At 56.5% G+C, this 21464-nt stretch carries 15 protein-coding genes; 11 read left to right on the top strand and 4 right to left on the bottom strand.

Translation table 11 applies throughout. From position 1 onward, the window contains the following. Positions 1 to 177: 177 nt before the first annotated feature. Positions 178 to 840: a hypothetical protein gene (locus DXD48_RS10330; protein WP_117564834.1), complete on the bottom strand. Its 663-nt coding sequence runs from the start codon at positions 838 to 840 to the stop codon at positions 178 to 180. A 292-nt stretch (positions 841 to 1132) separates the two neighbouring features. Between DXD48_RS10330 and DXD48_RS08470 the strand changes: the two genes are divergently transcribed. Both DXD48_RS08470 and DXD48_RS08465 read left to right on the top strand, forming a co-directional pair. Then, the gene (locus DXD48_RS08470) at positions 1133 to 2866 is read left to right on the top strand and encodes an ATP-dependent endonuclease (protein WP_117564833.1); all 1734 of its coding nucleotides are present in this window, start codon (positions 1133 to 1135) and stop codon (positions 2864 to 2866) included. After that, the gene (locus DXD48_RS08465) at positions 2866 to 4677 is read left to right on the top strand and encodes a UvrD-helicase domain-containing protein (protein ID WP_158548970.1); all 1812 of its coding nucleotides are present in this window, start codon (positions 2866 to 2868) and stop codon (positions 4675 to 4677) included. Before DXD48_RS08470 ends, DXD48_RS08465 begins: the two co-directional genes overlap by 1 nt. Positions 4678 to 5093: 416 nt before the next feature. Here the strand turns inward: DXD48_RS08465 and DXD48_RS08460 are convergent, their stop codons facing one another. After that, positions 5094 to 5864 (bottom strand): P-loop NTPase fold protein, encoded by a 771-nt coding sequence (locus tag DXD48_RS08460; protein ID WP_370446259.1) that lies wholly within the window; start codon positions 5862 to 5864, stop codon positions 5094 to 5096. A 32-nt stretch (positions 5865 to 5896) separates the two neighbouring features. Next, positions 5897 to 6451, bottom strand: a complete 555-nt coding sequence (locus DXD48_RS08455; RefSeq protein WP_117564830.1) for a P-loop NTPase fold protein — start codon at positions 6449 to 6451, stop codon at positions 5897 to 5899. Positions 6452 to 6629: 178 nt separating this feature from the next. Here DXD48_RS08455 and DXD48_RS08450 point away from each other — a divergent pair, with 178 nt between their 5' ends. Then, positions 6630 to 7364: a hypothetical protein gene (locus tag DXD48_RS08450; protein WP_117646607.1), complete on the top strand. Its 735-nt coding sequence runs from the start codon at positions 6630 to 6632 to the stop codon at positions 7362 to 7364. A 241-nt stretch (positions 7365 to 7605) separates the two neighbouring features. On the opposite strand, the gene DXD48_RS08445 is transcribed toward DXD48_RS08450, so the two are convergent. Next, entirely contained in the window at positions 7606 to 8277 is a 672-nt protein-coding gene (locus tag DXD48_RS08445; RefSeq protein ID WP_117564828.1) for a hypothetical protein, read from the bottom strand. Between the two features lie 528 nt (positions 8278 to 8805). On the opposite strand from DXD48_RS08445, the gene DXD48_RS08440 reads away from it, so the two are divergent. The 8 genes from DXD48_RS08440 (at position 8806) to DXD48_RS08405 (ending at position 21464) form a co-directional block, all read left to right on the top strand. Next, positions 8806 to 10023: an ATP/GTP-binding protein gene (locus DXD48_RS08440; protein ID WP_158548969.1), complete on the top strand. Its 1218-nt coding sequence runs from the start codon at positions 8806 to 8808 to the stop codon at positions 10021 to 10023. A gap of 1 nt (position 10024) precedes the next feature. Further along, a complete protein-coding gene (locus DXD48_RS08435; RefSeq protein WP_117564826.1) occupies positions 10025 to 10693 on the top strand; it encodes an RloB family protein in 669 nt (222 codons plus the stop codon). A gap of 340 nt (positions 10694 to 11033) precedes the next feature. Beyond that, positions 11034 to 14078: a DUF4118 domain-containing protein gene (locus DXD48_RS08430; RefSeq protein WP_117564825.1), complete on the top strand. Its 3045-nt coding sequence runs from the start codon at positions 11034 to 11036 to the stop codon at positions 14076 to 14078. Continuing rightward, positions 14075 to 15955 carry a DUF2194 domain-containing protein gene (locus tag DXD48_RS08425; protein ID WP_117564824.1) on the top strand — a complete coding sequence of 627 codons (1881 nt, stop codon included), beginning with the start codon at positions 14075 to 14077 and terminating at the stop codon, positions 15953 to 15955. The genes DXD48_RS08430 and DXD48_RS08425 overlap by 4 nt, the downstream gene beginning before the upstream one ends. Next, positions 15952 to 17379, top strand: a complete 1428-nt coding sequence (gene pelF, locus DXD48_RS08420; protein ID WP_117564823.1) for a GT4 family glycosyltransferase PelF — start codon at positions 15952 to 15954, stop codon at positions 17377 to 17379. The genes DXD48_RS08425 and pelF overlap by 4 nt, the downstream gene beginning before the upstream one ends. Before the next feature lie 3 nt (positions 17380 to 17382). Further along, entirely contained in the window at positions 17383 to 18927 is a 1545-nt protein-coding gene (gene pelG, locus DXD48_RS08415) for an exopolysaccharide Pel transporter PelG (RefSeq protein WP_117564822.1), read from the top strand. After that, positions 18917 to 20686, top strand: a complete 1770-nt coding sequence (locus tag DXD48_RS08410; RefSeq protein WP_117564821.1) for a CotH kinase family protein — start codon at positions 18917 to 18919, stop codon at positions 20684 to 20686. The genes pelG and DXD48_RS08410 overlap by 11 nt, the downstream gene beginning before the upstream one ends. Continuing rightward, complete coding sequence (locus tag DXD48_RS08405; protein ID WP_117564820.1) at positions 20673 to 21464, top strand: polyphosphate polymerase domain-containing protein; 792 nt, start codon at positions 20673 to 20675, stop codon at positions 21462 to 21464. Before DXD48_RS08410 ends, DXD48_RS08405 begins: the two co-directional genes overlap by 14 nt.

Raw genomic sequence — 21464 nt, 5'->3', positions numbered from 1 at the left:
GCGCCGGCAAACGCCGGCGCGCCCCTGCTATTCAAAGAAGCTCGGAAGCCTCTATGCGTCTGTGCAAAAGCGCGTGAACGAGCTCATCTCTTGAGCTCCCAAGAAATTCGCGAGCGCATCAACTCGGGCGTGGCCACCCTGCTGGCCGCGCCCCTCTGCATCGCACTGCTGCTGGTTTTACCATTTCTGATTTGGGATAGGCACCTTCGCTAGCTCCATGCAAGTGAATTGTGGTCCCACGTGGATTCTTTGGGCCCGATCGCGAGCGCGGACCCGAAGGCTGTAGTAGCTGGCCCATGCCTGGCGCGACGGGTCGCAGACGCTTTCCTGGCTGCCGCCGTCCCAATAGGTGGGCACGTCCATGCGCGCCTTGGCCTGGGACGAGCCGTTGGTTTGGGTTACGTGGAAGGTCGTCGCGGTGCCCGCGGGGGCGTCGTTCCACGATACGGTGAAGGTGACGCCGTTTTGGCTTGCCGTGGCGGAGTGGGCGTAGGTGGTTTGTGACGTGGTGGAGATGGCCTCAGGCGTGGGGTTGGCTTGGGCTCGGAGGGATGGGGCGGGGGTGCCGGTTGCGGCGGCGGTGCCGTCGGCGCTTTCCGTGTTGACGGCGCTGGTGCCGGTGGATGTTGCGGTGCTGTCCTCTACGGTATCTGCTGTCGTGCTTGTGTTGGTGCCGTCTTCGGCCTTGCCTGCGTCGCTGCTCGTTGCGTCGGCTTGCGCCTGCTGCCCGGCGGTTTCTTGAGGCTGCATAGCTTCTGCGATGGCTGCCATAGGCAACGTCGCGCCGACCATGGACGTGCACGCGATCGCGCAGAGCAGGTAGTAAAGGGATCGTTTCATAGCGGAGCCTCTCGGTGAGCAGCCAATAGGGTCCGAAGGCAGCTCCAGGCCAGCACTCCGCACATATTTTGTTGGGGTTTATTTTACGGGAACCCCAGTCAACATCAGCGAACTTTCTGGGGAATGTTGGGGAGGGGGAGTCTTAGGAGACGGCTTGGTGCATGTAAACAACCTTCTTAGGACTACTCTTATGATTTACAAGCCTCTCGAAGTGGCTGTGCCTCAAGTTCAGTACAACACGAGGCGTGTTAGATTGTTGGAAGCCATAAAACCATAAAGGTCGGGAGGACGCATGAGGATCTCTAAACTGAGGATTGAGAACTATCGGAATCTCGATGGAGTGTCGATTAGTTTTGACGAGGACGTGAGCTATATTGTCGGCGAGAACAACCTCGGCAAAACGAATGTGCTTGACTTGCTCAATACAATTTTCAATCAAGCGACGATTAGCGAAGAGGATTTCGCTGACATTGAAAAGCGCGCAGGGGCTCTAGTAACTTTAAAGTTGGACGAGGACGAGATCGGAATAACGAGGCTCGACATCGATCCTACGACCGGAAACACTATTACCATCTGCGCTTTTGCTGACGACCCGGATTCTCGAATTGAATTTAAGGCCGAAGGGAGCGGAGAAAGTATTCCACCCTCTCTGATGCGATCCGTTCACATGTTCAGGTACTCGACTGCATCCTTTAATAGGGGAGACCTGGCGTTTGATGGTACCCGAGGTGTCGGTAAAGTTCTCTCCAAAGGTATCGCTCTTTATCTAGATAAGGAGGGTAAAGAGGTCTCCGATTTTCTGGATGGGAGCGAGCTCGAAGGTCTGGTTGCAGATCTCGGCGAAATCGTCGGCGACGTTCCGATCCTGTCATCATATGGTGTGAGGCCTGGCGTCGATTCATCGGATGGCGGAACGCTTGGAAGTTTGGTTACCTTGCTTGACAAGAGGGGCGTTCATTTTAAAAAGGCAGGGGTAGGCTTGCAGTACCTCGCTATTGCCTCGCTCTCGATAATCGAGAGCATTATGCGTCTTTCGCCTAAACGCCTTCAAGAGAGCCTTTGCTCAGATGATGATGACAGACGCGTGCTGCATGCCGTTCTGGCTTATGACGAACCCGAAGCCCACCTTCACCCGTATATGCAGAGGCGTCTCTCGAAGAGCTTGCATAGGATTTGCGAAGGGAAGGATGATAGATTCAATGCTCTTCTAAAGGACTATTTCGGAATTGATTCAATCAAAGCTCAGCTGATCATGGTGACGCATTCGCCTAACATTCTGGCTCGCGGCTATAAGAACATTGTGCGATTCGGGCAGGGCGAAAATTCGCCGAAGGTCATATGCGGTAGGGATATTGACCTGTCCGACAAGGTTGAAAAGCATCTTATGCTGAACTTTGAGTCGATACGAGAGGCCTTTTTCGCGCGGTCGGTTTTGGCTTTTGAGGGGCAGACAGAGTCTGGAGCCATTCCGGTGTTCGCTCGCAACCTTGGGATGGATCTGGATGATTATGGAGTTGTGCCTATCAGGGCCGGCGGGAAAAAGAACGTTAAACCACTCTGTGAACTTCTGGGCAAGTTCGAGATCCCAAATTATTCAATTGTCGACAGAGATGAGGATGAGCTGCAAGAAACTTCTGAAGACCATATAACGACAACCGAACGGGATTTCGAAGGTGAGGTCGTTGACTCGTTCTTCGCTAGCGATAACCAGGGTGCGTTTATTGCGCTTCTTGAGTCGATTGATCCTCTTCAGAGGGCAACTTGCATCAAGGGGAATAGTAAAGCTTTGAAAAGCGCCTGTGCTGTCTACGGCGTTAACTTGCGGGACCCTGAATACGATTTCCGGGGATCGGAGTTTGACGGGTTATTCGCAGACACGCCCAAATCACGTGCGCTTATGTATGCATGGCTTTCATCGAACAAGGGCGTCGTGTCTGGCGTCGCCCTCGCGGAGGCTCTTGGTGCTAATGGCGTTCCCACATGTTACAAAAGTATTATTCGCAAGGCCGTGGGGCTCGAATGCTGATGAGTCAGACTGACCTGCGGGATAGTGTTAGAGCCGAGATTGAGGCGCGCTGTGGTGGGGATGCGTCACAGTGCTCCGCGATTTTCTCGCCATCAAAGAGGGTGTTCGTGGAGGCGCCGGCAGGCTACGGGAAGACCACGGTGATGACTGGGCGGGCTTGCTGGCTGCTGGCATCTGGCGAAGTCCATCCGCCAAAAAGGATTTTGGCCCTGACCTTTAGCGTTGCCGCCGCGCGGAGGATGCGTATGAATTTGGGCATCACTATGTCGGCACTTCCTGGTCCCGTGGCCAAGCGTTTTGAGGACAGCGTCATGGCGACCAACTTCCACGGCTTTGCTTGGGCTCTGCTACGCAGATACTGGAAATCGCTCTCGCTCCCAGTGAACGTTGGCGAGCTCTCTATGGTTGATGACAACAGCGCCGTTAGCGAGCTGGTTTCGCGAGGTGGCAGGCTGACCTGGGATGAAAAGAATGCCGTTGACGACTTCCTCCGCTTCATGAGAAACGGTCAGGAAATGGACTTGAGGCGTGTGATGTTTTCCTTTAATAGGATCATCAAGGAAAGGTTTGCATCGAACGGTCTCTTGCCATACTCTGCAATGATTTCCCTTGCAATTGAATTGCTCGCTCATTTTCCCAAGTTAAGGTCCTATCTGTCGGCAGCATATCCTGTCGTGCTTGTCGACGAGGCGCAGGACACGAATGCGTTGTGCTATGTCTTCCTAAGGGGTCTGATTTCTGATGAGTCGGGGATCTGCATGTTCGGCGACCCCATTCAGCGTGTTTATGGTTTTATTGGTGCAATGGAAGGCTTAAAGGCAAAGGCCACTACCGACCTGCGTCTAACGCCGTTGGAACTCGAGCATAACCATAGGTTTTCTGGGAGATCTATCGTCGGAGAGCTCGGTGCTGCGATTCGCTCCAACATGAAGGGCACCATTGCCGGCGGTACGCCCCGACTTCCCATATTTGTTGGCTCTACTCAGCAAGACGAAGCGACTGCCATCGTTTCCAAGGTTACGGCGCTCGCTCAAAGCAGTGGCGGGAGGATTGCGATTCTTGTTCGTAAGCGTGGTGCCCTTGCCGATCTCATTATGGAAGAGCTTGCTAAAGAAGGTATCTCTTACTTCAACGGACTCTTCTCGGATACAAGTCGGGGGTTCATCGAATTCAATGCGTTTGCTTTATCCAGGATTACTGATGCAGTGTCTGGAGAAAAGGGCGTCAGCCGGTCTGCTGCGGACAAAATAATCGACTCCATCTCTGATGAACTGCTGACTGGCTCCAAGAGGTTCGAGTATGGGCGGTCCTATGCCATGCTTCTAGGAGCGCTGCGGAAACACCTTAAAAATGACTGCGTCGCGATGGGACCTTCGGAGCGCTTCGACTATATAGTTAGTATCTTTTCCGAGGGCTCCCTGCGACGTTTCTCCGATTACCTTGATGTGGGCATCTCCATGATGACCGCTCACTCCGCTAAGGGGCTCGAGTGGGACACCGTTTTCATTCCGGGCGTTACGCGTTTCGATTGGCCTGGAGGGATTTGCTCTCGTTGCGAAAATGCTGGTATATGCTTACGTTCTGCGCGAGGTTGCCAGATTGCTGATGCGAAGAAAATGCCAGATGGGCTTATTGAGGAAATAGGCCTGCTGTACGTCGGCGTCACTCGCGCCCGCAAAGCGGTATACGTCTCCGCTTCGATGCAGCGCAGAACAAATTACGGGAACTATCAGGTTGCCTGCCCCTCTTGCCTAACGTCTCTTCCGGGCATTGAGCCTGTGAGCTGGACGGTCATGGACGGGGAGGGGTGATTGCCGGTGGGATGGAGCGTGTCTGCTTCTGACGCGAGGTCCGGTTGCGGCCCTTACTATGGTCTCATGGAGTGTGCCCAAGCTGCTCTTTGACTAGAACGGCTTGGGCACTGGCGTCTTGGTAGGATGCGGTGTTTGTTTAATTAGCCACTGTTGAATATTGCGAAGTGGTACCGCAGCATTGCGCCTAGGCGCCGTGGCCGTCATGGGCCCTCGTTGCCTTTTTCTTGCTAACGTTCGGCTCTGCGGTGCTGCCGCGTGTTGTTTTTGCTCATGTTGGCGCGGGTCGTGTCGTGTGCGTCTTTGTCCGTGATGGTTGCTTCTTCTCGGATGAAGTGGTCGAGTGCCATTGCCTCGAGCCCGGATGCGGGCGTCATGGAGCTGTGCATAAGGCCACTGGACGGATCGCCGCCGCCCTACGATGGTGGCGTCAGGCGCTGATATAGCTGCTGATTGAAAGACATTCTGGTAAGTTCACAATTGCCCAGTTCTTTGACCCGTGGGTCCCTGTCATCGTTGCCGTATATCAACGCGCATAGATCTTCTACAATACGCTTGCGTCTATTTTCAATATCCTGCTTATAGGGAAGTTCATCCTTATTGGCTCCCCATACCGATTCAATCACTTCATCAAGATATTGGATGAAGCGATTGCTGTGTTTCGCAAGTTCGTAGACAGCCCCGAAGTCAGTGCTGGTTTTCATTTCGTGCCAGGCGAGCGGGTCATAGTAAGCAAGAATATTTATTACAGGAAGCAGGCCCTGGTCTTGGAAATGCTGAACCCTTCCATCCCCAAAGTGCTCCCAGTGGTTAGTAATGTATCCGGACAGACTTGTTATAGAGTCGATAAGCCTGTTGCAGGCTCTTAGTGAGGCATGTTTGTAGCTGAGCAAATCGACGGTTATATCCATGAAGGTATATCCATCCATTGTATTGATGCCTTTATACAGAAGGTAGTCAGCCGGCTTTATCGGATTTAGCTCTAGGCGCTTGTCGTAGAAGCGCTCGAGGTATTTTCTCCCTTCAAATCTTGGGCCATATACGCCTTGGAGGGAATGTGCAAGCTGCGTGATGCTGGTCGAATAAACCACAACAATGCTTTCTTGTTGAAACAGGGTTTTGGTCTGCTCGAGCACCTTTATAGCGAATTCGGGGCGGCAGCGGTCAAGCTCGTCGATAAAGATGATGGCTCGTTTGGCTACCTTGGGCAGATGGCTCTTTATGAGCTCGCCAATTTTGCTCCTAAGCTCTTTTCCGCTTTGTACTGTTCGAGAAAATCGGTGCCGCTGAAATTTTCAATGATGCCATTAATGTCAACGCCGTATCCAATAATGGAGGCGGCGGTTTCTATGACGCTAATGACTCCCTTGCCGAAATCCTTTCCTCCCTTGACGCTCTGTTCGTCTACGGCGTTAGCGATAGAGGCCAATATAGGCAAGATCGGATTGTCGAAATGGTCGTCTTCCCATGCGTTGAAATAAATGGGGAGGCATGGTGTCGCGGGGAGTTCTGTTGCGGTTTCTCCTAGTGTCGCGTTAAGTGTCTCGAAATCGTGGTTGAGAGTCGGATTTGCCATTTGCAGGACTCTAGCTACTTGTTTTACAAAGAATGTCTTACCAGATCCCCAAGGCGCGTCAATAACAAAGGTATACGGAGGCTCAACTGTAATGAGCATCTTTAGAAAGTCCTCAATTTCTCTCTTGCGGTGAAGCGGATCCTGGCTGAGGGCGTTGTCAATCGCTTTCGGCGTGGGCTCCTCATCGACTCGTTTCATGGTGGCCGCCTTCTTTCTGTGGTCTTAGATTGTGTTTCGGTCTTATTCTTTCCGTAAATAGGATCGGTAGGTCTCTTCTTATCTGGCTTCCATCCGTAGGTTTTACCCTTTTAATGTTTAACAATGCCTAGACCGTAAAATGGGCTTACTGGTTATGCTGATTGATTGGATGGTTTAGATGGCGCTTTCAATGAGTCAAATACACTGGGATTACTTCATTTTGCTCGAGGAAGATGTCATTCGTATATTGCATTACATCGAGCCAACCGAAGCGAACTATGGCACCTATGGCGCCGAGCTCGTCAAAGCCTATCTCTCGATTTGTTCCGAGATCGACGTCGCCTTTAAAGATCTTAACCACCTTGTTGGGCGTTACGAGAGCGTCAATTGGGGTGTGGTTAAAAACATTTCCGGAGCGCGTGAGATGGTTCACGCTCGCTTCTCGCAACAGTTTCGTTTTAGCTGGGTTGTTATTGATGCCAGCGAGATCGTTATTAACCCCTGGTCATCTTGGTGGGCAGATGATGGGACCGAATCCACCATGAATCCTGAATGGTGGATCTCGTATAACAATGTCAAACACCATCGCTTAGATAGCTATGCCGAAGCCAATCTTGGCAATGTGCTCCAGGCGCTTTCAGGATTGTTCGTTCTCCTTTCCTGTTTATATCGGTATGAGTATGAACACAATGCGGATGAGGCCCCTCGCTATCTGCCCGCCCCGCAGCGATTGAAGTTCTCGAGTCGGGGGATCGAAATCGGCTCGAGCGATCCGTTATATGTTATCGATACCGCGCTCTGCTCTTCTCCGGGCTTTCATGTTGACAAGCCACTGCAGCTGCCTTCATCAGGCGAGAGAGATTCTCGTGATGATTGCGAACGGGGCGTGAGTTCGATTCAAGTGAATGATTGAGTGTAGTTGCCGACTAGCAATTAGGCGAACCCGCTCCATTCCCGTCAAGTTCGATTAAGCAGTGACTCAAGAGTTGTGAGTTCGCGTGGCGATGTAACGTGAGTATTTTCTCGCTTGAGCTTGAGTCGTCTGCGGAGGGCGGCGGAGATTGCGCCGTGCCCCAGTTCCATTAGTTCCTTGCGGTATTGAGTAGGGTTCCATTGTGGCTTTTCGAGTGGTCGATTGCTTGCTCGTCGACTTGTTATTTAGCTAACGGCAGTTTAAGCATGAGGCCGCCTTTAACCTCCGTGAGGCTCGATACCGGCACCTTCCAGGAAAAGTCCATAAGGCTGCCGCCTAAGTCCAGTTCCGCATGTCCATACTCTTCGATTTTGTAGTCAGGGTTGTTCTTGTCGGGCTTAAGGCGCCACTTGACCGGTTGCGATCCGACGATTCGATACTCCCGTTGGTATGCAAATTTGGGTGTTTTGATAACAAGGTTGTCCGGGATGCCTTGGAATGCCTCGGCAGTTACGCTTGGACTAGGGGCGCCGTAAAAGACGGGGCCGTGCAGGGATACGCCATCTCCCGAATCAAACTTCCTATTTAGCAGCCGCTCAAAGCGGTCATACCGCACGATGCCGATCCAGCCGTCGGAACACCTGAACTCCTCGACCATTCGCTTGGTAATTACGACAGCGTTGTCAACGATGTCGCTCTCCCACACCGTGTACATGCAGTAGATCGGCAAGAGCCAATGGGCGTAGATGCCCATGCCGCATGCCAGAGACGCTTCTAGCGGATCGCCCTGCTCTCCGGGCAGACCGTGATAGTAGCCGGCGGCGTTCATATAGAGGCGCCCGTTCATCAGGTCGTCGATGTACGCCTCTTGGGGAGCGAACTTCAGTAGGTAGATGATTCCGTCTATTGGCATGGCGAGTCCTCTCGTTGGTTGATGTATCCCGAGCCTCGTCATGTGCTCAGGTTCTTAGTGCAAATATAAGAGCGTCTCCTCAAACCCGCGTGCCGGATTGGGTAATGTCGTGAAAGTTGGCGTAGCGTCCGATCTAAAGCAATGCGTCTCGACGTTGAAGAACCTGGTATGCGGTTGATTCGATCATCCTCTAGCTTGTGGGCATTGATGCTTTCGTGGCGGGCGAACTGGGTATGATGCTTCACCTTATTGAGGTGTATAGTACGTAGTCATAGTACAAAAGCTCTTTGGGGCTTTAAGGGCGACGCTTTCAGTTAGAGGGTGTTGCCCTTTTTTATGCGTTTAAAGTCTGGCACGCCGGCCGTGTCCGCTTCGACGATGGACTCATTTTTACCGCACTTCCGTGTTCGGCGCCCTATACCTGTTGTCTTGGGAGTGGTAAACACTTGATTGATGTTTCTTAAAGTCTATAATCAAATAAAAACTCTGAAATATCTTTTCAAAACAATGAAAGGAATTTTGAGAACGATGCTTTGTCAGTTCACCTTCAGGAACTATAGATCCTATCGCGACGAGACCGAGCTTTCTATGCAGGCAACATCGATGAGGGAGTTCGAGTGCTCCCTCATAGAGTTCCCTGACGGGCAGAGTTTTCTTCCGGTGGCTGCGGTGTACGGGCCTAACGCTGGCGGCAAGTCTAATCTGCTCGAGGCGCTTGATTACGTTCGCTCGGCGGTGGCCAGGCCGATCAGATTGCTGTCTGCCAGCACTGATGCGCCAGAGGGTAACCGTCCTTCGATACCACGTTGCTCTGCGTTTGAGTTCGATGAAGTGTCGGCTGCTGAGCCCACCGAATTCGAGCTCTACTATCGCGCGGGTGAGCACGAGTACCGCTATGCCCTGTCCGTGCATGCGGACGAGATCGTGTCCGAAGGCCTATGGCGGCGAAAATTGGGAGCGTCACGCACGGCGATGCTGTTCGAGCGTGAGGGCGCAGAGGTTGAGCTCGGTCCCACGCTGCGTAAGCTCGTGACGGCTGCGAGATTCAACCCGAGGCTGCCGTACCTGTCGTTTCTCTGCATCAACTTTGACGCGCCGGTGGTCAAGGAGGCTGCCAGCTGGTTTCTTGACGGGGTGTTCCTGAACTATAACAGCTCCTATCTGGAGCAGATGCTCGAACAATTGCTCGATGAGGATGACTCACCCGAGGTCACGCGTTTTTTGCGCGCCGTTGATGTACGTATTGATGGCTTCAGAGTGGAGAGGGCGCCGGAGTGGCGCGGCCAGCGCGTCTTCGTGAGGCACGAGGTGGGCGGCAAGGCGTACGAGCTGCGTTTATCCGAGGAATCTGCCGGAACCCAGAAGCTCATGGGGTTGGCTGCGTATCTGATGACAGCGCTTGAGCGTGGTGGCACCGTTGTGGTAGACGAGCTCGACGCCAAACTGCACCCGAAGCTTCTTCGCTATGTGATTCTGCTGTTTAAGGATCCTGGGGTCAACAAGAGTGGCGCGCAGCTCATCTTCTCGTCCCAGGATGTGTCAACCATGCGAAACGATGTGTTCCGCCGTGACGAGATATGGTTCGCTGCGCGCGGCGAGGGGGAGGCGAGCCAACTGTGGTCTCTCGCCGACATCCACGAGGCAAACGGTAATCTGGTAAGCAAGAACGCGGCTTTCGACAAGCAATACCTGTCCGGTCGCTACGGCGCCGATCCGTATCTCACCCGCATCGAGGAGTGGGATTAGCATGGTGGCGAAGAAGTCGAAGGGCTGGCGTAGCGGCAAACGAGAGGGCCGCTCGCGCATGGTTCAGATGACGCGTCATCTTGTAGTGAGCGAGGGCAAGGAGACCGAGCCTCGCTACTTTGAGGGTGTGCGTGCGGCGTTGGGTGCGGCGAACGAGCGTAAGGTTGCCATTGTCGTTAAGGGGACCGGCAAACACACACTTGACCTACTTGACTTTGCCGTCGAACACTGCCGCTATGCGCCCGAGACATTCGACCATGTGTGGCTCGTGTATGACAAGGATGACTTTCCTGCGTCCGACTTTGACGCGATGGAGCGCAAATGCGACGAGCTCTCCGATGGTTCGAGGACCTTCCATGCGTTGTGGTCGAACCCCTGCTTCGAGCTGTGGCCTCTTCTGCACTTTCGCTACACGACCGCGCATATGTCCGCGTCCGACTGCCAGCATGCCCTCGCGCAGGAGATGTCGAGAGACCTGGGCATCGAGTACCGCAAGAACTTGGACGGGCTGTTCGAGGTGGTGGACGGCAAACGAGGCGAGGCATTGCAGCGTGTTGGGCGCCTCGTTACATACCATAGGGGGCTGGGCAACGTTATGCCATCTGCGCAAAACCCTGCAACTAAGGTGGGCGAAATTTTCGATGTAATCGGGCCGTATCTGGTTGGCTAGTCGAGTCTGTGGATTGGCTTTCCGGTTAGGGCGATTGACGGATTGTACTGTGCTATTGCAAGTCCAGTGCGTAGGAGAAGTGCGGGGAAAATCGGAAACCTCTGAGCACAAACCGATTTTTGCCAACAAAACCGCAGGTCGCTGCTGTCTAAAACCGGGCTTGGTCTGCCGATCTCGGATTTTCGCCGCACTTCCGGATTGGGCGCTCATTTAACACTCTCGAAGTTCCCACATCCTCTAAAAAAGTTCTTAAGACAGCCTTAAAGGCGTTCCAGCTCGCGTTGGCAGCGTACAATACGCATGTTTTGCATGATTGAAATCTGATGAAAGGGGGAACGCCATGGAGGTGCTGGTTGTTGGCAACACCGCATATGTTGACGATGACTTTTGCGCCAAGGCATTCCCCGAGGACCACGTTAATGTCGTAGCCGCGCAGGAAGCGCGCCGCGATGAGTCGTCGCCCCATGCCTCGTGGAAAGAGCTCCTCCAGCACCTGGATCAGGCCTACGAGTTCGACCGCGTGGTCTACCTGTCTAATTACCTTACCCCGCATACCGATACCGTGGGCGATATCGAGCTTCTGCGTTCGGTCTTTCGTGCGTGCATGGGGCGCCGGGTTCAGCTGCTGTTTGTAGCCGGGCCCGCGGGCGCTGAGGATGCCACCGATGCCGCAGAACAAACGGGCAAAGGCATTATCGCGCACGCAGCCAACGACCTGTGCCGCTACTACGCTGCTCGCGAGGGCGTTCAAACCAAGATCCTGCGCGTGCCGTTCCTGTATACCGCGTCTGCCGCGCTGGAGGACCCGTTTTTGGTGCCGCTGTTCGACGCGTGCTCAACCGGATCGGTCGCTCTGCAGGGCGCGCAAGCTGCGGCGTTTCCCCTGCTGTGTGCCGAGGAGCTTGCGGTGCTGGTACGCCGTATCTTCGACAGCTGGGATGGTAACTTTGAGACGCTCGACGTTGCCGATGCCTTCCATCACACGTCAGGTGAGGTGGGCGAGGCCCTCAAGGCGCTGTTCCCAGGGCTTGACGTTGCCTATGGCGATTCTGCCGGCTATGCTCTGCCCGCCAGCGACGTCGTTCGCGTGCGCTATGGCTGGTTTCAGCGTTACGACTTGCTGCGCGATCTTTCGACCATTCAAGCTCGCTGGGGCGCTGGACGCATCAAAAAGGTCAATCCGCTGCGTGCCGCCATCGACCGTATCCAGATGCGCTCGCTGCCCATCAAATGCCTGGAGACGGGCGTTGCTTGGGTTTTCTTCGAGGTACTGGAGCATCTGTTCTCCCAATCTGCCCAGCTCAACGTGCTCGATTATCGCCTGCTCTACGTTGTGCTGATCGGCACATTGTATGGCTTGGACTTTGGCCTGGTTGCGGCGCTGCTGGCGTCGGTGGGTTTGGCCGCGAGCTACTTTACTCAGTACGGCTATACCTTCCAGGGCCTGTTCTATGAGCCGTCCAACTGGCTGCCGTTTATCGCGTACTTTGTGGTGGGTGCCGTGTGCGGCTATGTGCAGCTGCGTAACAGCGAGGCCATTAGGGCGGAGCGTGATCAAAACGAGCTCGTGCGCAACCGCAATACGTTTCTTACGCAGCTCTACCACGATGCCATCGAGGACAAGCGCACACACAAGCGCCAGATTGTGGGGCGTCAGGATAGCTTTGGCAAGATCTTTGCCGTGACGCAAGAGCTCGACGTGCTCAATCCGCGCGACATCTATCGCAAGTGCTGCGAGCTCATGGGTGAGATTCTGGAAAACGATTCGGTGGCGATCTACCACGTTTCGGGCGGGGCGTTTGCACGTCTGGTGGCGGCGAGTCCCGTGATTGCCGAAGACGCCACGCGCTCGTTTTCGCTTGAGCAGCTTGCGCCCCTTTTGGGCGGCGGGGGTCGTTCGAACCTGTGGGTGAATCGCGAATTGACGCCGGGGCTGCCCATGTTTGGATACTCGATCGAGCGCGACGGGGCACCCGCCGTGTTGATCTCTGTGCGTCGTGCGGCTCAGAATCAAATGACGCTCTATTACCAAAACCTGTTCCGCATCTTGTGCGGCTTGGTCGAAAGCGCGCTGGGGCGCGCCTTTGACTATGAGGCGGTGGCGCAGGATAAGCGCTGCGTTGACGGCACTTGCGTGCTCAAGCAGGCGGCCTTTGGCCAAGAGCTCGCGGCGGAGCAGGCGTTGGCAGATAGCAAGATGGGGAGCTTTTTGCTCCTGCGCGTGGTGCCGGGCATGGAGCCTGTCGGCGAGCTGGTGGGCGCGATTGGTTCGGCTATCCGCGAGAACGATGCGGCGGGCTTGGTCGACGGCGACGTGCTCTACCTGCTTATGCGTCAGGCAAAGGCGTGCGATCTGCCCATTATCCGCGAGCGCCTGAGCGCAAAGCAGATTGCGGTGGAGCCCGTCGACGGCGAGGACATCGTGGCGCTGTTGCAGCACATCTCTTACACCGGTGACGGTGAGGGGGGGGGGTGCCGCTTGATCTCGCTTGTCGTTGCTGCCGTCTTGCTGCTGATTCATGCGCTGGTTTGCCTGGTGCTGTGGACGCTCATGAAGCTGGGCCTGCTGCCGGTGCGCGGGCACATGCTGCCTGTGATAGTGCTGGTGCCGCTGTGGGGCCCATTGCTGGTGGCTCTGCTATCGGTCCGCAGCGCGGTGTTTGGCGAGGGACTGAAAGAGTCTGCGCTGGAGTCGCTGCGCTTCAACGACGACCTGCATCGCAGTATGCCGGTACCGAGTGGTGAGGATGATGCAGGCGTAGTGCCGCTCGAGGAGGCGCTCATCGTCAACGACCCGGCATACCGGCGCCGCCTCATGCTCTCCATGCTCACCGAGGAGCCCGACGCGTACCTGCCGCAGCTGCAGGCGGCTAAGCTTAACGACGACGTTGAGGTGGCGCACTATGCCGCGACGGCGGTGGCGCAGATCTCCAAGGAGTCCGACCTTAAACTGCAGCAGCTGGAGCGTGCCTTTAAGACAGACCCGAGCGCGCAAAACCTCAACGAATATTGCGATTTTCTTGGTGAATACTTGGACTCGGGCTTGGCCGAGGGGCGCGTGGCTCAGATTCAGCGCCAACAGTACGCGCGTTTGCTTGCGCGTCGCTGCGAGCGCGAGGACACCCTTGAGCTTCGCATTCGATACGCGACGGCGCTGGCCGATGTCGGACAGATCGACGAGGCGCAGGCCGTGACCGACCAGCTGGTGCTCGATGTGCCCGAGGAGCAGGAGGTTTGGATGCTTTGTCTGCGCCTCGCGGTGATGCGCCGCGACGGTGACGAGGTCCACCGCGTGATCGATGCGATTGACAAACAGCATGTATACTTGAGCGCCGCCAACCGCGAGGAACTGGCGTTTTGGCGCAACGGAGAGGAGGCCCGATGAGCGTGGTACAGCATATCCGCGACCGTGCGGGCCATTTTCGCTGGATGGGGCTGCTTGTGGTGTGGGCGGTCTTTATTGCCATGGCGGCCGTGCTGCTGGTGGAGCGCGCCGGCGTACAGTACAGTGCGGGCCAGCATAAGCTGGGGATGCTGGCCGCCAACGATGCGGTGCCGGCTTCCTCGGCAATATTTGGCCAAAAGCCCACGTGCCTGGTCATTACCGATTCCGATCAAGCTGGCGTCGAGGACGTAAAGGAGCAGTTCGACCAGATTCTGCTCGACATGAAGATCGCGCACCGCGACGTGGACCTTGCCCTGGACGGCGCGGATGCCATTCCCTCGCTGACCTCCTACGATCGCGTGATTTTGCTCATGCCGTCGCTCGATGGGCTCGGTACGCACCTGAGCGACATTATAAGTTGGGTGAGTGCCGGCGGTTCGCTTATGCTCGCCATGCCGCCGGATAACTCGGGCTATCTGCAAGTGATTGCTCCTAAGCTTGGCATTGAATCTGCCGGATATGACTATGTAAAAGCCGAGAGCATTGTGCCGAGCGAGGACTTTATGCTGGGCGGGGGAGAGCGCTACGAGCTCTCGGACCCCTTTGATTCGTCGCTTTCGGTTTCGCTGCGCGAGACGGCTCGTGTGTGGGCTAAGACCGGCGATGCGGGCGCCCCGCTCATTTGGTCGAATGACTGCGGTAGCGGTCGCACCGTGGTGTGCAATATCGGTATCTATGACAAGGTCATGCGCGGTTTTTACGCCGCGGCGATCAGCCTGCTGGGCGATGCCACGGCCTACCCCGTCATCAACAGCGCCGTCTTCTATCTGGACGACTTTCCCAGCCCCGTGCCCTCGGGCGACGGCACCTATATCAAGCGCGACTACGGGCTTTCTATCGCCGACTTTTATGCCAAGGTCTGGTGGCCCGATCTTCAAAAGCTCGCGCAAAAATATGGCGTTCGCTTTACCGGCGTGATGATCGAAAACTACGAGGACGCGGTCAACCAGACCGAGCCCGCGCGCCAGGCCGATACCACGCAGTTCCGCTACTTTGGCGGCATGCTGCTGCAGATGGGCGGAGAGCTGGGTTTCCACGGCTACAACCATCAGCCGCTGGCGCTCTGGGATACCGACTATGGCACACTGTACGACTACAAGACGTGGAAGAACAAGGAGGCGCTCGTCGCATCGCTCAACGAGCTTATAGCCTTCCAGGACGAGGTACTGCCCAACGCGCACGGCTCGGTCTATGTGCCACCGTCGAATATCCTTTCGGCCCGTGCGCGCAAGCTTATCGGCACCGACGTTCCGCGCATTAAGACCATCGCCAGTACGTATTTTGAGGATGGCACCGACCTGCCGTACGTACAGGAGTTTGGCGTGGCGAGCGATGGCATTGTGGAGCAGCCTCGTATTGTCTCGGGCGGCATGGTCGACGATTCCTATATGCGCCTGGCAGCCGTGTCCGAGCTCAACATGCACTACGTGAGCACGCACTTTATGCACCCGGACGACCTACTGGATCCCGGTCGCGGAGCCAAGGAGGGCTGGGATGTCTACAAGGGCGGTCTGACCAACTACCTGGAGTGGCTTACCAAGTCTGCGCCCGACCTGCGGCGCCAGACCGGTTCGGAATGCTCGGGCGCCATCCAGCGCTTTTCGTCCGTGACGGTGAGCGTGGATACAAGTGCGGATGCCTGGACGCTCAGCCTGGGCAATTTCCACGACGAGGCGTGGCTCATGTTTCGCGCCAACAACGGCGACCCGGGTGCAGTCACGGGTGGCGAGATTACGCATCTGACGGGCGACCTGTACCTGGTCAAAGCCACGGACAAGACGGTGACCATTGCACGCAAGGAGGGTGGCGACAAATGAGAATCTGCTTGGTACTCGAGGGTTGCTACCCCTATGTGCACGGCGGCGTGTCCACCTGGATGCACGGCTACATACAGGCCATGCCCGAGCACGAGTTTGTGCTGTGGGTGATCGGCGCGCATGCTGCCGACCGCGGCAAGTTTGTCTACGAGCTGCCCGGCAACGTGGTCGAGGTACACGAGGTGTTTCTGGACGACGCCCTGCGGCTTTCGGGCGAGCAAGAAGAGGCCGACTTTAACGCTCACGAGCGCGAGGCGCTGCGCCGCCTGGTATCGCTCTCCAATCCGGACTGGGACGTGTTGTTCGATATCTTCCAGCGCCGTCGCGTGCATCCGCTCTCGTTTTTGCAGAGTCGCGCCTTTATGGATATCTTTCGCGACGTGTGCCTGGCCGAGTACCCATACACGCCCTTTGCCGATGCATTCCACACCATGCGCTCCATGCTGCTGCCCGTGCTCTACCTTCTGGGCAGCGAGGTGCCGGTGGCCGATGTGTACCACGCCATCTCGACCGGCTACGGTGGCCTGCTCGCCTGCCTGGGCTCAATCGTTCACCATGCGCCGGTGCTGCTGACCGAGCATGGCATTTATACTCGCGAGCGCGAGGAAGAGATCATTCGCGCCGACTGGGTGGTGCCGTCGTTTAAGGACCGCTGGATTCGCTTTTTCTACCTGCTTTCGGAGGAGATCTACCGCCGCTCCTTTCGCGTGACGAGCTTGTTTCATAACGCCCGCAAGACGCAGATCGATATGGGCTGCGATGCAGGTAAATGCCTGGTCATCCCCAACGGCATCCAGTTCGACCGCTTTAAGGACATTCCCTTAAAGCCCGATGACGGCTGGGTGGACATTGGCGCGGTGGTGCGCCTGGCGCCCATCAAGGACGTCAAGACCATGATCTATGCCTTCTTTGAGCTGCACGAGCGCCTTCCCAAGGTGCGTCTGCACATCATGGGCGGCGTGGACGACGAGGAGTACGGTGCCGAGTGCCACGCGCTGGTCGATACCCTGGGCGTGCGCGATCTGATCTTTACCGGGCGCGTCAACGTGGTCGAGTACATGGAAAAGCTCGACTTTACCATTTTGACGAGTATCTCCGAGGGCCAGCCGCTCAGTGTGCTGGAGTCGCTCGCCGCGCGTCGTCCCTGCGTGACGACCGAGGTGGGCTGCTGCCGTGAGCTGCTGGAAGGCGCCCCGGGCGACGATTTTGGCGTGGCGGGCTTTGTGAGCCCGCCCATGTATCGCAAGGGCTTGGCCGACGCCATGGAGCGCATGTGCGCGAGTCGCGCCCGCCGTATCGAGATGGGGGAGCGCGGCCAGCGCCGTGTTGCCACGTACTTTTTGCACGAGCAGATGCTCGCCAACTATCGCGCACTGTACGACGAGACGGCGCGTGCGTTCGACCTGCCCAGAGAGGGGGAGTAGCCGGTGGCCGGAATCGGTTTTGAGCTCAAGCGCCTGTTTAGGCGCAAGGGCCTGTTTGCCACGATGCGCGCCTATGGCTACGCCGGCATTGTGTGCACGGGCCCCATGCTGCTGGGCGTGCTACTCCAAGTGGGCATCTTGGTGCTGTGCGGCCTGTGGGGCGTCGGGCGCGCCAACCAGGATCTGCTGGTATGCATGGTGACCTATACGCTGCTGGCCTCACTCACGCTTACGAGCTTCTTTTCCATGCCCGTCACGCGCTTTTTGGCCGACATGCTTTTTGCCGAGCGCGAGGAAGAGATCTTGCCCTCGTTTTGGGGCTCCAACGCCATCATGCTCGTTGCGGGCACGGTGCTCTACGGCATCTTTTTGCTGTTCTCGGGCGCCACACTGCTGCAGGGGCTGCTGTGCCTGTGGCTGTTCAACATTATGATCGTCAACTGGAACGGCATGAGCTATCTCACGGCCATCAAGGACTATCGAGGGATCCTGTGCAGCTTTGCGGCTGCCATTGGCATGGCGTGCCTGTGCGCCCTGGCCGCTCTTGCGCTGGGTCTGCCGCCGGTCGAGGGCCTGCTGGCGTCCATCGCTCTGGGCTACGGCGTGATGCTTGCCTGGGACGTGGTGCTGCTGTACCGATATTTTCCGCAGAGCGATCGCAGCCCCTGGCTCTTTTTGCAGTGGCTCGATCAGTTTCTGCCGTTGGCGCTCACGGGCCTGTTTACCAACCTGGGGCTCTTCGCACATCTGGTGATCATTTGGGCCGGGCCCATCGGCGTGCAGGTCAAGGGCTTGTTTTACGGTGCGCCCTATCACGACGTGCCGGCGCTTATCGCGTTTTTGACCATTCTAGTCACGACCGTCAACTTTGTGGTCTCGGTCGAGGTCAACTTCTATCCGCGCTACCGCGACTACTACAGCCTGTTTAACGACGGCGGCGTGGTGGGCGACATTGTGGTGGCCGAGGAGGAGATGCTCTCCACGCTCAACCGCGAACTGCGTTTTTGTGCGCTCAAGCAGCTGTTTGTGACCGCGGCGGTCATTTCGCTCGAGACCACGGTGCTCTCGGCCCTGCCGCTGGGCTTTAATAACCTTATGCACGGGTATTTTCGCACGTTATGCGTGGGCTACGGACTGTATGCCGTGGGCAATACGGTGATGCTCATCTTGCTGTACTTTACCGACTACAAGGGGGCCGTGCTGGCCTCGGGCCTGTTTTCCGGCGTGGCCGGGCTGGCGACCCTCGTGTCGCTGTTGTTGCCGCAGCAGTTTTACGGCTTTGGCTTTTTGTTGGGCGCGGCGGTGTTTTTTGTTGTGGCGCTGCTGCGGCTCGATACCTATACCGCCAACTTGCCGTATCGTATCCTGAGCCAGCAGCCCATCGTGGCGACCGACAAAACGGGTCGCTTTACGCAGCTGGGTCGCTTGCTCGACCGTGCCGAGCAGCGCTATGAGGAGCTTCGCCATAACGGCGAGCCGCATGGCACGTTTGAGCGCACGGTGGTCCGCGTGTATCGCAACCATTGGGGAGGTTCTGATGACCGATAGGATGATGTCTCGTCGCCGTCTGCTTGAAGCGGCTGCCGGTGCGCTGCTACTTTCGGGCTGCTCGTCTCAGGACGAATCCTCGACCAAAAAGCCCAAAAAGCAGGGCAAGATCAAAAAGGCCGAGGCCTCGGGCGAAGCCAAGCACCTCCGCGATAAGGACGAGCTGTACGAGGTTTACGACGACTCGGGCATTGTGACCATGTACCTGACGGTCTCGCGCGGCAACAGCTCCGAGAACACCGACCACAGCTGGGCCGAGATCAACACGTACTCGGTCTACGACTACGCCGACATGGGCGTGACGCGTTATCAGGTTATGGGCCTGCTGCAGGCGGGCGACGAAAAGGGTCCCGTGGCCGGCGAAGTGGGCTATGGCGAGGAAGCGCCCAATGCCACCGTGCAGGTGCGCGGTCAGACGTCGAGTTCCAACACGCAAAAGAATTACAAGGTGGAGCTCAAAAAGGGCAAGGGTGCCTGGCGCCAGCAACGTGCGATTGCGCTCAACAAGCACATGGGCGAGGGCATGCGCTTTCGCAACAAGATGGCCTATGACCTTATTCGCGGGATTCCCCAGATGATGGGCCTGCGCACGCAGTTTGTGCATCTATGGGTGTGCGACCAGACCGAGAAATCCAACGACACCTTTGAGGACTATGGCCTGTTTACGCAGGTGGAGCAACTCAACAAAACGGCGCTCAAGGCACATGGCCTGGATAAGAACGGGCATCTGTACAAGGTGAACAGCTTCGATTTCCACCGCTACGAGGACACCATAAAACTTGCCGACGACCCCGACTACAACCAGGCTAATTTTGAGGGCATGCTCGAGATCAAAGGCGACTCGGACCACACCAAGCTCATCGAGATGCTCGACGCGCTCAACGATGAATCGCAAAAGATCGACGACGTGCTCGATACCTACTTTGATACCGAGAACCTGGTCTATTGGCTGGCGTTTCAGATCCTGACGGGCAACTGCGATACTCAGAACCGTAACTGTTATCTGTACAGCCCGCTCAACTCAAATACCTGGTACTTTTTAGATTGGGATAACGACGGAATGCTGCGTAAGCTGGAGCTTTCTCTTGCCGGGTTCTCGGACTATGCGAGCTGGGAGCGCGGCGTAAGTAACTATTGGGGCAACGTGCTATTCAATCGTGCGCTGCGCAGCAAATCGTTCCGCAGTGAGCTCGACCGCGCCGTCAAGGACCTGCGCTCGTATATGACCGAGGCACGCCTGGCCAAGATGATTAAACATTATCGCGAGGTGACCGAATCGCTGGTCTTTGCTTCGCCCGATATCGACAATCTGCCTGTCACCAAGGACCAATACGAGCAAATCGCCGCGGCGATTCCCTCCGAGATTGAGGAGAACTACAAGAGCTTTTGCGAGAGCTATAACAAGCCCATGCCGTTCTACATTGGCGTGCCGCAGATCGATAACGGTAAGCTGCGCATGAACTGGGATGCATCCTACGACTTTAAGGCGCGTGACATCCGCTATACCGTGGAGCTGGCGCGCGACTATGCCATAAGCGACGTGCTTTTTAAGGCCGAGGACGTGCTGCTTCCCGAGGTGACCTGCGATGCTCCCGATGCCGGCCAGTATTTTGTGCGCGTGCGCGCCACCAACTCAGATGGCTATACGCAAGATGCGTTTGACTACTATGTGACCGACGACGGCAAGCACTACGGCATGAAGTGTTTTTACGTGCAAGACGGCGGTAAGGTCGTGGAGGACACGTATGAGGAGGGCTAGCGCGCTGCTTGAGCGCCTGGCGGCACCTCCCGCGCGTACCACGCAGGAGCGTTACCGCCACGAGCTCAAATATCTTATTAACGAGGGCGAGCACGCCTCGCTTGCCTGTCGCATGGCGCCGGTGTTTAAGCTGGATAAGCATGCGCGGGCGGGCGGCTACACCATCCGCAGCCTGTACTTTGACGACTACTGCAACTCGGCCTACGAGGAAAAAGACGCCGGTATCCTTATGCGCAAAAAGTATCGCGTGCGCATCTATAACGGCAGCGACAAGGTGATTAAGCTCGAGCGTAAAAAGAAGTACGGCAGCTGGATCTACAAGGAGGACGCGCCGCTCACGCGTGGGGAGTTTGAGCAGATTCTGGCCGGCGACTACGACTTTTTGCTGAGGAGTCCGCACCAACTCTGCCGTGAGTTCTACATCGAGTGCATCTGCAATATGATGCGCCCGCGGACCATCGTGGACTACGAGCGCGAGCCGTGGGTGATGGACGAGGGAACCGTGCGCATTACCTTTGATAGCAACGTGCGTGCGGCGGTGGGGAGCTTTGACATCTTTGACGCGACGTTGCCCGCGTTGCCCGTGCTGGAGCCCGGCAAGCTGGTGATGGAGGTCAAGTTTACCGAGTTTTGCCCGCAGCTGGTGCGCGATATGGTGCCGCCAGGTGCGGCCGAGCTTACGGCGGTCTCCAAGTACTGCCTGTGTTACGAAAAGACCGCCTACCTGCGCGGATTTAATTACTGGGAATCGGATTTTGAGAACCGAGGGGATATTTAG

Source organism: Collinsella sp. TM05-37, assembly GCF_003436455.1.
Lineage (GTDB): Bacteria > Actinomycetota > Coriobacteriia > Coriobacteriales > Coriobacteriaceae > Collinsella.
Note: the sequence above shows the minus strand (reverse complement) of the source record. Positions and strands in the feature narration are given on the sequence as shown.

What these genes read in the sequence shown, in the direction of transcription:
- DXD48_RS08435 (WP_117564826.1), top strand. Translation starts at nt 10,025, where the DNA reads ATGGTGGCGAAGAAGTCGAAGGGCTGGCGTAGCGGCAAACGAGAGGGC.
- DXD48_RS08440 (WP_158548969.1), top strand. Translation starts at nt 8,806, where the DNA reads ATGCTTTGTCAGTTCACCTTCAGGAACTATAGATCCTATCGCGACGAG.
- DXD48_RS08450 (WP_117646607.1), top strand. Translation starts at nt 6,630, where the DNA reads ATGGCGCTTTCAATGAGTCAAATACACTGGGATTACTTCATTTTGCTC.
- DXD48_RS08445 (WP_117564828.1), bottom strand. Translation starts at nt 8,277, where the DNA reads ATGCCAATAGACGGAATCATCTACCTACTGAAGTTCGCTCCCCAAGAG.
- DXD48_RS08425 (WP_117564824.1), top strand. Translation starts at nt 14,075, where the DNA reads ATGAGCGTGGTACAGCATATCCGCGACCGTGCGGGCCATTTTCGCTGG.
- DXD48_RS08465 (WP_158548970.1), top strand. Translation starts at nt 2,866, where the DNA reads ATGAGTCAGACTGACCTGCGGGATAGTGTTAGAGCCGAGATTGAGGCG.
- DXD48_RS10330 (WP_117564834.1), bottom strand. Translation starts at nt 840, where the DNA reads ATGAAACGATCCCTTTACTACCTGCTCTGCGCGATCGCGTGCACGTCC.
- DXD48_RS08430 (WP_117564825.1), top strand. Translation starts at nt 11,034, where the DNA reads ATGGAGGTGCTGGTTGTTGGCAACACCGCATATGTTGACGATGACTTT.
- DXD48_RS08455 (WP_117564830.1), bottom strand. Translation starts at nt 6,451, where the DNA reads ATGAAACGAGTCGATGAGGAGCCCACGCCGAAAGCGATTGACAACGCC.
- DXD48_RS08405 (WP_117564820.1), top strand. Translation starts at nt 20,673, where the DNA reads ATGAGGAGGGCTAGCGCGCTGCTTGAGCGCCTGGCGGCACCTCCCGCG.
- DXD48_RS08410 (WP_117564821.1), top strand. Translation starts at nt 18,917, where the DNA reads ATGACCGATAGGATGATGTCTCGTCGCCGTCTGCTTGAAGCGGCTGCC.
- pelF (WP_117564823.1), top strand. Translation starts at nt 15,952, where the DNA reads ATGAGAATCTGCTTGGTACTCGAGGGTTGCTACCCCTATGTGCACGGC.
- DXD48_RS08470 (WP_117564833.1), top strand. Translation starts at nt 1,133, where the DNA reads ATGAGGATCTCTAAACTGAGGATTGAGAACTATCGGAATCTCGATGGA.